Annotated in this window: 13 protein-coding genes; 4 read left to right on the top strand and 9 right to left on the bottom strand. The window is 60.7% G+C overall.

All coding sequences use genetic code 11. The features are described 5' to 3' along the window. The first annotated feature begins 62 nt into the window (after window positions 1–62). The gene (gene rpiA / locus HB675_RS11345; RefSeq protein WP_213878403.1) at window positions 63–734 is read left to right on the top strand and encodes a ribose-5-phosphate isomerase RpiA; all 672 of its coding nucleotides are present in this window, start codon (window positions 63–65) and stop codon (window positions 732–734) included. A gap of 99 nt (window positions 735–833) precedes the next feature. On the opposite strand, the gene HB675_RS11340 is transcribed toward rpiA, so the two are convergent. The 3 genes from HB675_RS11340 to HB675_RS11330 all read right to left on the bottom strand — a co-directional run bounded on the left by HB675_RS11340 (window position 834) and on the right by HB675_RS11330 (window position 3,904). Then, window positions 834–1,739 (bottom strand): SdiA-regulated domain-containing protein, encoded by a 906-nt coding sequence (locus tag HB675_RS11340; protein ID WP_213878402.1) that lies wholly within the window; start codon window positions 1,737–1,739, stop codon window positions 834–836. 68 nt (window positions 1,740–1,807) lie between these two features. Then, on the bottom strand, window positions 1,808–2,473 hold the full coding sequence (locus HB675_RS11335) for a fumarylacetoacetate hydrolase family protein (RefSeq protein ID WP_213878401.1): 666 nt from the start codon (window positions 2,471–2,473) through the stop codon (window positions 1,808–1,810). Window positions 2,474–2,503: 30 nt separating this feature from the next. Beyond that, a complete protein-coding gene (locus HB675_RS11330; RefSeq protein WP_213878400.1) occupies window positions 2,504–3,904 on the bottom strand; it encodes an FAD-binding oxidoreductase in 1,401 nt (466 codons plus the stop codon). Between the two features lie 171 nt (window positions 3,905–4,075). Here HB675_RS11330 and serA point away from each other — a divergent pair, with 171 nt between their 5' ends. Further along, window positions 4,076–5,305, top strand: a complete 1,230-nt coding sequence (serA, locus tag HB675_RS11325; protein ID WP_213878399.1) for a phosphoglycerate dehydrogenase — start codon at window positions 4,076–4,078, stop codon at window positions 5,303–5,305. Window positions 5,306–5,365: 60 nt separating this feature from the next. Here serA and HB675_RS11320 read toward each other — a convergent pair whose 3' ends face one another. Further along, complete coding sequence (locus tag HB675_RS11320) at window positions 5,366–5,995, bottom strand: 2OG-Fe(II) oxygenase (RefSeq protein ID WP_213878398.1); 630 nt, start codon at window positions 5,993–5,995, stop codon at window positions 5,366–5,368. Window positions 5,996–6,105: 110 nt separating this feature from the next. Here HB675_RS11320 and HB675_RS11315 point away from each other — a divergent pair, with 110 nt between their 5' ends. Then, window positions 6,106–6,861 (top strand): DUF2059 domain-containing protein, encoded by a 756-nt coding sequence (locus tag HB675_RS11315; RefSeq protein WP_213878397.1) that lies wholly within the window; start codon window positions 6,106–6,108, stop codon window positions 6,859–6,861. A gap of 12 nt (window positions 6,862–6,873) precedes the next feature. Here the strand turns inward: HB675_RS11315 and HB675_RS11310 are convergent, their stop codons facing one another. Beyond that, window positions 6,874–7,806 carry an alpha/beta hydrolase gene (locus HB675_RS11310; protein WP_213878396.1) on the bottom strand — a complete coding sequence of 311 codons (933 nt, stop codon included), beginning with the start codon at window positions 7,804–7,806 and terminating at the stop codon, window positions 6,874–6,876. A gap of 83 nt (window positions 7,807–7,889) precedes the next feature. Between HB675_RS11310 and HB675_RS11305 the strand changes: the two genes are divergently transcribed. Beyond that, window positions 7,890–8,465, top strand: a complete 576-nt coding sequence (locus HB675_RS11305) for a DUF6436 domain-containing protein (protein WP_213878592.1) — start codon at window positions 7,890–7,892, stop codon at window positions 8,463–8,465. A 96-nt stretch (window positions 8,466–8,561) separates the two neighbouring features. Here HB675_RS11305 and HB675_RS11300 read toward each other — a convergent pair whose 3' ends face one another. The 4 genes from HB675_RS11300 to HB675_RS11285 are packed head-to-tail and all read right to left on the bottom strand — an operon-like array spanning window position 8,562 to window position 12,652. After that, the gene (locus HB675_RS11300) at window positions 8,562–9,452 is read right to left on the bottom strand and encodes an ABC transporter permease subunit (RefSeq protein WP_213878395.1); all 891 of its coding nucleotides are present in this window, start codon (window positions 9,450–9,452) and stop codon (window positions 8,562–8,564) included. Next, on the bottom strand, window positions 9,449–10,360 hold the full coding sequence (locus HB675_RS11295; RefSeq protein ID WP_213878394.1) for an ABC transporter permease subunit: 912 nt from the start codon (window positions 10,358–10,360) through the stop codon (window positions 9,449–9,451). The genes HB675_RS11300 and HB675_RS11295 overlap by 4 nt, the downstream gene beginning before the upstream one ends. Continuing rightward, the gene (potA, locus tag HB675_RS11290; RefSeq protein WP_213878393.1) at window positions 10,357–11,499 is read right to left on the bottom strand and encodes a polyamine ABC transporter ATP-binding protein; all 1,143 of its coding nucleotides are present in this window, start codon (window positions 11,497–11,499) and stop codon (window positions 10,357–10,359) included. The genes HB675_RS11295 and potA overlap by 4 nt, the downstream gene beginning before the upstream one ends. A 58-nt stretch (window positions 11,500–11,557) precedes the next feature. Next, window positions 11,558–12,652, bottom strand: a complete 1,095-nt coding sequence (locus HB675_RS11285; protein ID WP_213878392.1) for a polyamine ABC transporter substrate-binding protein — start codon at window positions 12,650–12,652, stop codon at window positions 11,558–11,560. Between the last annotated feature and the right edge of the window lie 4 nt (window positions 12,653–12,656).

The following is a 12,656-nucleotide window of genomic DNA, read 5'->3' as shown; positions in this document are numbered from 1 at the left end:
TACAGACGCAAAGCGGTATAATCCGGGCTTTGAAAGCCCCCTGCCCGCCCTTCGGAGCCCGCATGACCCAGGACCAACTCAAACAAGCCGTCGCCCAGGCGGCGGTTGATTTCATTCTGCCCAAGCTCGACGACAAGAGCATCGTCGGCGTCGGCACCGGCTCGACTGCCAACTGTTTTATCGACGCGCTGGCGCTGCACAAAGGCGCCTTCGATGGTACCGTGGCCAGCTCGGAAGCCTCCGCGGCGCGCCTCAAGGCCCACGGCATTCCAGTGTATGAACTCAACACCGTTGGTGACCTGGAATTCTATGTCGACGGCGCGGACGAAACCGACGAGAAGCTCCACCTGATCAAAGGCGGCGGCGCCGCCCTGACCCGCGAGAAAATCGTCGCCGCCGTGGCCAAGACGTTCATCTGCATTGCCGACGCCAGCAAGCTGGTCTCTGTTCTGGGCACCTTCCCACTGCCGGTCGAAGTCATTCCCATGGCCCGCAGCCATGTGGCCCGCCAGCTGGTGAAACTGGGCGGCGACCCGGTCTACCGCGAAGGCGTGCTGACCGATAACGGCAACATCATTCTGGACGTGTACAACCTGCAGATCACCGAACCGACGGTGCTGGAAACCCAGATAAACGCCATTGTCGGCGTGGTGACCAACGGCCTGTTCGCGTCGCGCCCGGCGGATTTGCTGCTTCTGGGGACACCGGAGGGCGTGAGAACCCTCAAGCCCTGAGACCTATCCCCGCCGCAAGAGCTCGCGACGGCATCACCCGTCACTCAATCGGGGTGATGCCATCGCGAGCTTCGCGCGCTCCTGCGGCGCCATTCAACTTCAGGGCTTTTTGAAGACATAGAAAAGATTAGGCTCGCTCACCACGTATAACGTCCCTTCATCATCCAGCGCCACGCCTTCCGCTTGCGGCACACTGCCCTCGAGCCCATGGGCCCCGCGTCGCAAGACCAGCGTTCCAACCGGCTGGCCATGAACATCCATTTCCACCAGCATCCGTGACTGGTCGGACAGCGCGAGCAAGTGCCCATTGCGTTCATCGAACTGCAGACCCGACAGATCGCGAACAAACAATCGTCGATCGCGCAGCGGGTCCCGAACAATCTCCACGGCACGTGGCGGCTCTGCGAAGGATGGAAACCCCTTGATCTCGAAGATCTGCATCGGCGATTGCTCCTGGCCAACAAACAGGCGCGCCTGACCCGGGTCATAGGCCAGCCCCTCGAAGCCACGATTTTTCCGCACGCCAAGATCAAGCACCCACTGTTCAGCGTCATCGGCGTCCAATGCCAGGGTGCTGTCATCCACCTTGACCGCCAGCAGCCGGTGACCCCGCTCGTCACTGATGACAAACACGCCCGGGCGAATGTATTCCACCGCTTCGGGGTCACCAAAACCGTTGAGCGCTATACGACGCAGGACGTCGCCTTGCAGCGACAGCTCGATCAGCTCTGAATTCTGATTGGTCACGGTAAACAGTGATCGGCGCCCAGGGTCGAAGGTCAGCGCCGAAACATCGCTGGCCACCCCCTCGATCACCTTGCCCTGAATCACCGCGCGGTAATCCGCCAGTCCCAGGGCCCGCTCGGCCGGTTGGCTGAACCGATTTCGCAAGTCGAACCAAGTCTTTTCATACCAGCGCAGATATTGCCCCGTCAGGGCGAGCGCCAGCAGCAACGCCGCGAATAACGCGGCGCACCAAGGACGAAAGTAGAGATTGAAAGGCATGTAACCGGCTCAAAAAAATGAGCCGAGAGCTTAGCCATCCAGGCTTAATCGAGGCTTAAAAAGCCCTGTCAGAGCACCGAGCCGGTGAAACGGCTCACCCCGGGCAATTCCAGCACCAACTCATCCCCCACACTCAGCGCCCCGACTCCGGCCGGCGTACCGGTCATGATCACGTCGCCCGCATGCAGGGAGAAATGCGCCGCCATGTATTGAATCATCGGCACAATAGGGTTGAGCATCGACTGGCTGTTGCCGTCCTGACGGACCGCGCCGTTGATAGACAGGCGGATGCCGATGTCGGTCAGGTCGCTGAACGCACTGGCGGACACGAACGGCGCGAGCACGCAGGCGCCGTCGAAGGATTTCGCCAACTCCCAAGGCAGACCTTTTTCCTTGAGCCGGGTCTGCACTTCGCGCAAGGTCAGGTCCAGCGCCGGGGCGAAGCCGGAGATGGCATCCAGCACCTCCTCTTCGGTCGGGTGAGTGGACAAGGCCTTGCCCAGCAGCACGGCGATTTCAGCCTCATAATGCACCGATCCCCGTTCAGTCGGAATCTTGAAGCCCCCGCCCAATGGCACGACGCAGCTGCCTGGCTTGATGAACAGCAGCGGCTCGGTCGGGACCGGGTTGTTCAGCTCCTTGGCGTGCTCGGCGTAATTGCGGCCGATGCACACCACCTTGCCCAGCGGGTAGTGAATGTGCGTACCGTCGATGTACTGGTGCTGATAGCTCATTGACTGCCTCCTGATTCCGTTGAGGGTTCTTCAAGACTGAACGGGGAAGATCTTGCCCGGGTTCATGATGCCATTGGGGTCGAACACCGCCTTGACCGCCTTCATGTATTCGATTTCTTCAGGCGAGCGGCTGTAGGTCAGGTAATCGCGCTTGGTCATGCCCACGCCATGTTCGGCGGAGATCGAACCGTTGTACTTCTGCACGATTTCGAACACCCACTTGTTGACCGTGGCGCACTTGGCGAAGAACTCGTCCTTGCTCAGGTTTTCCGGCTTGAGGATGTTCAGGTGCAGGTTGCCATCGCCGATGTGACCGAACCATACAATTTCGAAGTCCGGGTAATATTCGCCGACAATCGCGTCCACTTCCCGCAAAAAAGCCGGCACTTTCGAAACAGTCACCGAGATATCGTTTTTGTACGGGGTCCAGTGGGAGATCGTCTCGGAAATGTATTCGCGCAGCTTCCACAGGTTTTGCAGCTGCTGCTCGCTCTGGCTCATCACCCCGTCCACCACCCAACCCTGCTCCACGCAGTGCTCGAAGATTTCCAGGGCCGCGTCCGAGACTTCCTCAGTGGTGGCCTCGAATTCCAGCAGTGCATAGAAGGGGCAGTCGGACTCGAACGGAGCTGGCACGTCGCCACGGCCCATGACCTTGGCCAAAGCCTTGTCGGAGAAGAATTCGAAAGCGGTCAGGTCCAGCTTGCTCTGGAAGGCATGCAACACCGGCATGATCGAATCGAAATCAGCGGTGCCGAGGACCATGGCAGTGAGGTTTTTCGGCGCACGATCCAGACGCATGGTCGCTTCGACGACGAAGCCCAAGGTGCCTTCGGCGCCGATGAACAGCTGACGCAAGTCGTAGCCGGTGGCGTTCTTGGTCAGGGCCTTGTTCAGTTCAAGCACGTCACCTTTGCCGGTGACCACTTTCAGACCGGCAACCCAGTTGCGGGTCATTCCGTAGCGAATGACCTTGATTCCGCCGGCATTGGTGCCGATATTGCCGCCAATCTGACTGGAGCCGGCAGATGCAAAGTCCACCGGATAGTACAGCCCGCGCTCTTCGGCATAGTTCTGCAGCTGCGCGGTGACCACGCCCGGTTGGCAGATGACAGTACGGTCGAATTCGTTGAATTCGACAATCTGGTTCATGTAGTCGAATGACACCACCACTTCACCATTGGCGGCCACCGCAGCGGCCGAAAGCCCGGTGCGCCCACCCGAAGGGGTCAGTGCCACGTGGCGCTCGTTGGCCCAGCGGACGATGGCCTGGACCTGCTCGATGGTCTTGGGAAACACGATGGCCGTGGGTGCCGGTGCAAAATGCTTGGTCCAGTCCTTGCCGAATGCCTCCAGCGAATCGGCGTCGGTCAGGACCTTGCCCGGCTCAACCAGGGTCTTCAGCTCATCAATCAATGCAGGATGGGTCATCGCACGAACTCTCGAACAATTCATAGTCACCCTGAGCACACTTCATGACCCAGGGATGGGCGCTTGGCAGGGTGCATATGCTAGCATAGCCCCCCCGCTAATCGAGCTTCTGGCCGATCCGCGAAGGCTTTATCCTCCTGCCAATTTTCTCCGGGACACAGGTTTACGCAGATGAGCAAGACTTCTCTCGATAAGAGCAAGATCAAGTTCCTTCTCCTCGAAGGTGTCCACCAATCTGCCGTGGACGTCCTCAAGGCGGCCGGCTATACCAGCATCGAGTACCACACCAAGTCTCTGCCGGAAGCCGAACTGAAAGAAAAGATCGCCGATGCGCACTTCATCGGTATCCGCTCGCGCACCCAACTCACCGAAGAGCTTTTCGACGCTGCCAAGAAACTGGTCGCCGTCGGCTGCTTCTGCATCGGCACCAACCAGGTGGACCTCAACGCAGCCCGAGAGCGCGGCATCGCCGTCTTCAACGCGCCGTACTCCAACACCCGTTCGGTGGCCGAGCTGGTGCTGGCCGAGGCCATCCTGCTGCTGCGCGGCATCCCGGAGAAAAACGCTTCCTGCCACCGTGGTGGCTGGATCAAGAGCGCGGCGAACTCCTTCGAGATTCGCGGCAAGAAGCTGGGCATCGTCGGCTACGGCTCGATCGGCACGCAGCTGTCGGTGCTGGCCGAAGGCCTGGGCATGCAAGTGTTCTTCTACGACACCGTGACCAAGCTGCCGCTGGGCAATGCGACCCAGGTCGGCAACCTGCACGAGCTGCTGGGCATGTCCGACATCGTCACCCTGCACGTACCGGAAACCGCAGCCACTCAGTGGATGATCGGCGAGAAGGAAATCCGCGCCATCAAGAAAGGCGGTATTCTGATCAACGCGGCGCGCGGCACCGTGGTGGAGCTGGATGCCCTGGCTGACGCGATCAAGGACAAGCACTTGATCGGCGCCGCCATCGATGTGTTCCCGGTGGAGCCGCGCTCCAACGATGACATCTTCGAAAGCCCGCTGCGTGGCCTGGACAATGTGATCCTGACCCCTCACATCGGCGGCTCCACCGCCGAGGCCCAGGCCAACATCGGTCTGGAAGTGGCCGAGAAGCTGGTCAAGTACAGCGACAATGGCACCTCAGTGTCGTCGGTCAACTTCCCGGAGGTGGCACTGCCTGCCCACCCAGGCAAGCACCGCCTGCTGCACATCCACGAGAACATCCCGGGCGTGATGAGCGAGATCAACAAGGTCTTCGCCGAAAACGGCATCAACATCTCCGGTCAGTTCCTGCAAACCAACGAAAAGGTTGGCTACGTGGTTATCGACGTCGACGCCGAGTACTCGGATCTGGCGCAAGAGAAACTGCAGAAGATCAACGGCACCATTCGTTGCCGCGTGTTGTTCTAAGGGCTTTCACCTTGCACCGCAGGCCCGAAATTGCTCGGTCGTGCGGTGCCAGGGCGTCACTCAAAAGATATCTGTCCCCCGCCGCCTGAACCACCCCGTCAATGACAGGCGCTCATGGTGAGCCAGCAAGACCTCATGGGGCATCTCGCCCGACAGAAACAAGACCAGTGATCCACCGACCGGATTGATGTCGTGCTCGCGCCCGCCCTTCAAGTACATCCGCAACTGCCCACCATGTTCCGGCTGCCATCCCTCGTTGAGGTAGAGCACCGCCGAGACCATACGCCGATCATCATCGCGAAAACGGTCCACATGGCGACGGTAGAACGCCCCGGGCGGATACATGGCGAAATGACTTTCGTAGTCCTCCAGCCCGAGGAACAACCCCCGATTCAGTGCCAGACGCACATGCCCCATCAACATCAAGTAGGCATCACAAGCCGCCGACTCGCCCGGCTCCAACCACTGAATGTGATCGCCGCGGATACCTTCGCGCACCTCCTGAGCCTCGCCGCGCCCCACCGCCGCCGGGGCTAATTGGCCGGCAGCTGCACGTTCATGGCACTCAGTCGCCAACGCCAGGGTCAGAGACTCTGGAATAAAGACATCCTGTTGCGACCAGCCGTGCTCGGCCAGGTCGTCGACAATACGTTGCAACATCGGATCAGGGAGTGTGTGCATGGCGCGCATAGTATCCATCCGCCCGATAAACCGACAGAGCCGCCTGGCCGGCGTGTGTCATGGCTCGACAAAGCCGGGCCTGGGCACGGACAATAGCGGCCTGCCGACAGGAGTCTTCAATGCGTTGCTTGTGTGTTGCCTTGCTGATGTTTTGCGTGATGCCCGCCTGGGCAGACAACCATGACCTGTTGTACAAGGTCGCCGGTTGGCCGGAACAGCGCGCGCATTTCAACGACGCACTCAAGGCCGCGCAGCAGCGTTATCAAAACAGTCTGCCACCGGCGCTGTTCCAGGCCCTGGTGAACAACAGCAACCAGCGCTTCGCTCCGCAGGCCATGGACCAGCGCGCCGAGACTCGCCTGCGCCAGACCCTCAATGACCCACAGCCGGCCTTGAGCTTTTTCCAGTCCCCGCTTGGGCACAAGATCGTCGGCGCCGAACTGCTTGCCACCCGCAGCGACCAACTGGCCAAAAACGCCCGTGGCTTGCCCCATATGGACGCCACCGCCACCCGCGCCCTGCTGATCCGCCACCTGGCCCAGGCGCTGCCAGTTCGCGAGGCCGGCGCGGAAGTCAGCCTGGCCATCGCCGGCGTGGCGGCGGACAGCCTTAGCTCCATGATTCCCGGGCTGCTGGGCAGCGGCCAAAGCCAGAACATGCTCGATGGACAGCGGGAACGGCTGATGGGGCAGATCGGCAGTGACCTGGATAACACCTTGCTGTACGTGTATCGCGACCTGTCCGATCCAGAACTGGAGGAATTCGTGACCTTCGCCGAGTCGCCCGAGGGCAAGGCGTATTACCAGGCGGCGCTGGCGGGTATTCGCGCCGGCCTGGCGGTCGGGCAACCGACGCAGGACCGATCGGGGGGCTGAGGTGTTATTCGCTCAACCCAGATGCTCATCCAGAAACGCCAGATAAACCCGCCGAATCTCCGGCACCTCGTTGGCCAGATGATGACGCGCGGGTGGCACCATCAACACTTCAGGCGTGGTGAACTTGTCGGCGAGCACCCGCATGTTGTGTTGCCAATCCACCGTCATGTCCTGCTGGCCCTGCACCACCAGCGGTGAGCAGACACTGTGCGGTGCCGCCTCGACACGTTTGATCCACGGTACCAGCGCGCCCACCCAGGCGGTAGGCAGACGCACCGGCTGCAATGGATCGGCCTGCAGAAAAGGCATGAATTCAGGATCGTTGGTGTTCTCGCTGAAACGCCGCGCGATCCCGCCAACGAAAGGCTTCAGCACCTGATAGCTCATCCGTGACCAGGTCCAGGAACGCGGCCGTATCAACGGTGCCAGCAACACGGGTCGCCCTTGGGCAGGGCTAGCGGCGCCGGCATGCAGCAAATGGTCGATGACGATGGCGCCCCCCATGCTCTGACCGCACAGATGCCAAGGCTGGGGCAGCTTCAGGGCGGCGGCCTCCACGAACAAGGCATCGAGCACCGACTGATAGTCGGCGAAGTCCTGAATGCTGGCACGCGGCCCACTGGACAGCCCGTGCCCCGGCAGGTCGCAGGAAATGACCGCAAACTCACGGGCCAGCGCCCACTCGATCAGATGTCGATACAGCCCCATGTGATCATAGAATCCGTGCACCAGAAACAGCGTGGCCTTGGGCGCGGCTGGCAACCAGACCTGCCCCACCAGATCACAGCCAGCCGCGCTGAAGCCACCCAGCCAACTGCGTTGCGGGTCGCTTCCCGGCAGTCGGTAGAAGCGCCGGTAGCTTTGCCCATGCTCATCCGGCCCTTGGCGGGCGGCCAAAGGCGACAGGCGGCTGCGCAGTATGTCGGGCTGGAAAGTGGCAGGCATATAGGTTTCCGAATCATTCGGTGAGATATTCATCTGTCGGCGCAGACATGGCAAGCTGGCACACCTTTACCGGACCACTGCCGATGCCAAGGATTCACCGTCGTACCCTGGCTGCCAGCCTGATCGCACTGCTGTGCGCCAGCGCCTTGTGGCTGGCATATGACTGGTTCCAGAGCCGTTACGTTCGCGCGTTCGACCAACACGCCACCCTGTTTACCGGTGACAACCTGCAACTTCCGCCGGAATTGGCAGGACCGGGGCCGATCCGCGTGGTGCATTTCTGGGACGCGACCTGTCCGTGCAACGTCGGCAACCAAGAACATCTGGCCGAACTGGTGCAACAGTATGAACCCAAAGGGGTGAAGTTCTACGCGCTGGAAAAAGGCCATGGCCGTTCGCGGCTGCCGGACAATCTTTCAGTGATGCAGCGTCTGGAGGCTTTGCCTGGCGCCGACGCCCTGCCCGCCAGCCCCGCTGTGGCAATCTGGAACCAGCAGGGGCAACTGGCCTATTTCGGGCCGTACAGCGAGGGGGCGGTGTGCAGTTCGGCCAACAGTTTTATCGAGCCGGTCCTACAGGCATTGACCGAACACCGCTCGGTCAATGCCACGCACACCTTGGCGGTGGGGTGTTATTGCGGGTGGGCGGCCGTGCGCTGAACCCGCGTAACGGTGCCGAATACTGTGGAAGATTCCATGGTTGCCTGCATCGCGGGCAAGCCCTGCTCCCACAAGCCCAAGGGGCGCTTTAATCCCTCAAGCCGCCACGGGGGTCGGTGCCCGACGTGGATCCGGCTGCTTCCAGCCGTCTGCCGCCGCTTCCTCGATAGCCAGCTGAATCGCCTTGCGCCGCTGGTTTTCGGCACGCCGTGTGAAGAACCAGACCAGGAACGTGGCAATCGACACCGCCAGCAGAATCAGACTGGCAATGGCATTGATTTCCGGCTTCACGCCCAGACGCACCGCCGAGAACACTTCCATCGGCAAGGTGGTCGAGCCTGGCCCAGATACAAAGCTGGCCAGCACCAAGTCATCCAGCGACAGGGCAAACGACATCATGCCGCCGGCTGCCAGCGATGGCGCGATCATCGGGATGGTGATCAGGAAGAACACCTTCCACGGCCGCGCACCCAGGTCCATGGCCGCCTCTTCGATGGACAGATCCAGCTCGCGCAGACGTGCCGACACCACTACCGCCACATAGGACGCACAGAAGGTCGTGTGAGCGATCCAGATGGTGACGATGCCCCGTTCCTGGGGCCAGCCGACCAATTGCGCCATCGCCACAAACAATAGCAGCAGCGACAGGCCGGTGATCACCTCAGGCATCACCAGCGGCGCGGTCACCAGGCCTCCAAACAACGTGCGCCCCTTGAAGCGCGCCACTCGGGTCAGCACGAACGCGGCCATGGTCCCCAACGCAACCGCCGCCACAGCGGTATAACAGGCAATTTCCAGGGAGCGTGCCACCGCGCTCATCAGTTGGGAGTTATCCAGCAGCCCCACGTACCACTTCACCGACCAGCCACCCCAGACGGTCACCAGCTTGGACGCGTTGAACGAATAGATGACCAGAATCACCATCGGCGCGTAGATGAACAGCAGCCCGAGCACCAGCATCAGGTTGGAGAAACGGAAACTTCTCATATCTTGCCCTCCAGTTCCTTGGCCTGACTACGGTTGAACAGTACGATCGGCACGATCAGGATCACCAGCATCACTACAGCCAGTGCCGAGGCCACCGGCCAGTCACGGTTGTTGAAGAACTCCTGCCACAGCACGCGGCCGATCATCAGGGTCTCCGGGCCACCGAGCAGCTCGGGAATAACGAACTCCCCCACCACCGGAATGAACACCAGCATACAGCCGGCGATGATGCCGTTGCGCGACAGCGGCACGGTGATCTTCCAGAAGCTGTTGAAGCGGCTCGACCCCAGGTCGGCGGCGGCCTCCAGCAGGCTCTGATCGTGTTTCACCAGGTTGGCGTACAACGGCAGGATCATGAACGGCAGGTAGGCGTACACCACGCCGATGTAAACGGCCAGGTTGGTATTGAGGATCACCAGCGGCTGATTGATCACCCCCAGCCACAGCAGGAACTCGTTGAGTAACCCGTTGGTGCTGAGAATGCCCATCCACGCATACACGCGGATCAGGATCGCGGTCCAGGTTGGCATCATGATCAACAGCAACAACACCGTCTGGCGCTCCTTGCGCGCGATGGAGATCGCGTAGGCCATGGGAAAGCCGATCAGCAGGCACAACACCGTACTGATCAAGGCCATCTTCAGCGAACCCAGGTATGCCGAGATGTACAGGTCATCGCCCGCCAGCAGGCTGTAGTTGGCGAGGTTCAGGACCAGTTGGATCTTCTGGTCGACGAATTGATAGATCTCCGTGTACGGCGGAATGGCCACGTCGGCTTCGGCAAAACTGATCTTCAGGACGATGAAGAACGGCAGCATGAAGAACAGGAACAACCACAGGAACGGTACGCCGATGACCACCTGGCGACCGTTGGGGAGCAAACGGCTGAGGAATCGTTTCAAGTTCATGAGCGCAGTACCACGCCGCTGTCGTCTTCCCACCAGACAAACACTTCGTCATCCCAGGTGGGTCGCGCATTGCGGCGCTCGGCGTTGGCCACGAACGACTGGACGATCTTGCCGCAGGCCAGTTCGACGTGAAACACCGAATGGCCGCCCAGGTAGGCGATGTCATGCACCTTGCCCCGCGACCAGTTGTATTCGCTCTGTGGCTGCTCAGTGGTCACCAGCAGTTTTTCCGGGCGGATGGCGTAGGTCACGGCCTTGTCCTGAGCCGCCGTACTGACGCCGTGGCCGACATAGATCTTGCGCTCCAGCTCAGGGCTGGCGATCACCGCATGGCCTTCCATGTCCTCGATCACTTCGCCGTCAAACAGGTTGACGTTGCCGATGAACTCGCACACCAGCCGGCTGGTGGGGGTTTCGTAGATATCGATCGGGCTGCCGATCTGGGCGATCCAGCCCAGGTGCATGATGGCGATGCGCTGGGCCATGGTCATGGCCTCTTCCTGATCGTGGGTCACCATCACACAGGTCACCCCGACGCGCTCGATGATCTCCACCAGCTCCAGTTGCATCTGCGAACGCAGCTTCTTGTCAAGCGCGCCCATGGGTTCATCGAGCAGCAACAGCTTGGGTCGTTTGGCCAGGGAGCGGGCCAGCGCCACGCGCTGACGCTGGCCGCCGGACAGCTGGTGTGGTTTGCGCTTGGCGTACTGGCTCATCTGCACCAGCTTGAGCATTTCCGCCACCCGCGCATCGATCTCGGCCGACGGGATCTTGTCCTGCTTGAGACCGAAGGCAATGTTCTGCGCCACGGTCATGTGCGGGAACAGCGCATAGGACTGGAACATCATGTTGATCGGCCGCTCGTAGGGCGGCATTTCGGTGATGTCGACGCCGTCGAGGAAAATGCGCCCCTCGGTAGGCCGCTCGAAGCCAGCCAGCATGCGCAGCAGTGTGGACTTGCCCGACCCGGAGCCACCGAGCAGGGCAAAGATCTCGCCCCTGCCGATTTCCAGGGACACATCGTCCACGGCCACCGTCTCGTCGAACTTCTTGGTTACCCGATCGATCTTGACCAGCACCTGTTTGGGCTGCTGGCCGCCTTCGAGGGCTTTCTTGTAGGCACTGGAGGCAACTGCCATTTGGAAACTCCCAACAAAAAATGTGCAGCCGGCCCTGAATGGGCCAGCCTGGAACCGCTTATTTGCCCGACTTGATGCGCGTCCAGCTGCGCGTCATCAGGCGCTGGACATTGGGCGGTAACTCGGCGTTCACATAGAGCTTGTCCAGCACCTCCTGTGGAGGGTAGACCGCCGGGTCGCTGTGTACTTTCTGATCCATGATTTCCCCGGCCTTGGGGTTCGGGTTGGCATAACCGACGTAGTCGCTGACCTGGGCGATCACTTCAGGCTTGAGCAAGTAATTGATAAAGGCATGGGCCTCCTTCACGTCCTTGGCATCAGCCGGGATCGCCAGCATGTCAAACCACAGGTTGCCGCCCTCCTTGGGAATCGCATACGCGATGTTCACACCCTTGCCAGCCTCCTTGGCGCGGGCTCTTGCCTGGAACACATCGCCGGAAAAACCGGCGGCGATGCAGATGTCGCCATTGGCCAGATCAGTGATGTACTTCGATGAGTTGAAGTAGGTCACGTAAGGCCGCACCGTCAGCAGCTTGGCCTCGGCCTTCTTGTAATCCTCGGGGTTCTGCGAGTTCGGGTTCAGGCCCATGTAATTGAGCACGGCAGGCAACATTTCATCACCGGAGTCGAGGAATGCCACACCACACTTGGACAGCTTTTTGATGTTCTCGGGCTCGAACAGCACGGCCCAGGAGTCGATCTTGTCGACGCCCAGCACTTGCTTGATCTTGTCGACGTTGTAACCGATGCCATTGGTGCCCCACAGGTACGGCACAGCGTACTGGTTACCCGGGTCGTTCTTGTCCAGGCGCTTGAGCAGCGCCGGGTCGAGGTTGGAATAGTTGGGCAGCTGGGACTTGTCCAGCTTCTGAAAGACGCCTGCCTTGATCTGCTTGCTGAGGAAGTGATTGGACGGCACCACCACGTCATAGCCCGTATGCCCGGCCAGCAACTTGCCCTCCAGGGTTTCGTTGGAGTCGAACACGTCATACACCGGAACAATCCCGGTGGCGGTCTGGAAGTCCGCCAGGGTGGTCTCGCCGATGTAATCGGACCAGTTGTAGATGCGCACGGTCGAGGCCGCCTGGACAGCAACCGCGAAAGTCAGGCCTGCGGCGATCAACAACGTCTTGCGAAGCAGTGAAATAGCCAAGGGA

The organism is Pseudomonas sp. dw_358 (assembly GCF_018449655.1).
Classification (GTDB): domain Bacteria; phylum Pseudomonadota; class Gammaproteobacteria; order Pseudomonadales; family Pseudomonadaceae; genus Aquipseudomonas.
Note: the sequence above shows the minus strand (reverse complement) of the source record. Positions and strands in the feature narration are given on the sequence as shown.

Bases quoted from the DNA above. Each gene is read 5' to 3' on its own strand.
- rpiA (WP_213878403.1), top strand. From the start codon at position 63: ATGACCCAGGACCAACTCAAACAAGCCGTCGCCCAGGCGGCGGTTGAT.
- HB675_RS11340 (WP_213878402.1), bottom strand. From the start codon at position 1,739: ATGCCTTTCAATCTCTACTTTCGTCCTTGGTGCGCCGCGTTATTCGCG.
- HB675_RS11335 (WP_213878401.1), bottom strand. From the start codon at position 2,473: ATGAGCTATCAGCACCAGTACATCGACGGTACGCACATTCACTACCCG.
- HB675_RS11330 (WP_213878400.1), bottom strand. From the start codon at position 3,904: ATGACCCATCCTGCATTGATTGATGAGCTGAAGACCCTGGTTGAGCCG.
- serA (WP_213878399.1), top strand. From the start codon at position 4,076: ATGAGCAAGACTTCTCTCGATAAGAGCAAGATCAAGTTCCTTCTCCTC.
- HB675_RS11320 (WP_213878398.1), bottom strand. From the start codon at position 5,995: ATGCGCGCCATGCACACACTCCCTGATCCGATGTTGCAACGTATTGTC.
- HB675_RS11315 (WP_213878397.1), top strand. From the start codon at position 6,106: ATGCGTTGCTTGTGTGTTGCCTTGCTGATGTTTTGCGTGATGCCCGCC.
- HB675_RS11310 (WP_213878396.1), bottom strand. From the start codon at position 7,806: ATGCCTGCCACTTTCCAGCCCGACATACTGCGCAGCCGCCTGTCGCCT.
- HB675_RS11305 (WP_213878592.1), top strand. From the start codon at position 7,890: ATGCCAAGGATTCACCGTCGTACCCTGGCTGCCAGCCTGATCGCACTG.
- HB675_RS11300 (WP_213878395.1), bottom strand. From the start codon at position 9,452: ATGAGAAGTTTCCGTTTCTCCAACCTGATGCTGGTGCTCGGGCTGCTG.
- HB675_RS11295 (WP_213878394.1), bottom strand. From the start codon at position 10,360: ATGAACTTGAAACGATTCCTCAGCCGTTTGCTCCCCAACGGTCGCCAG.
- potA (WP_213878393.1), bottom strand. From the start codon at position 11,499: ATGGCAGTTGCCTCCAGTGCCTACAAGAAAGCCCTCGAAGGCGGCCAG.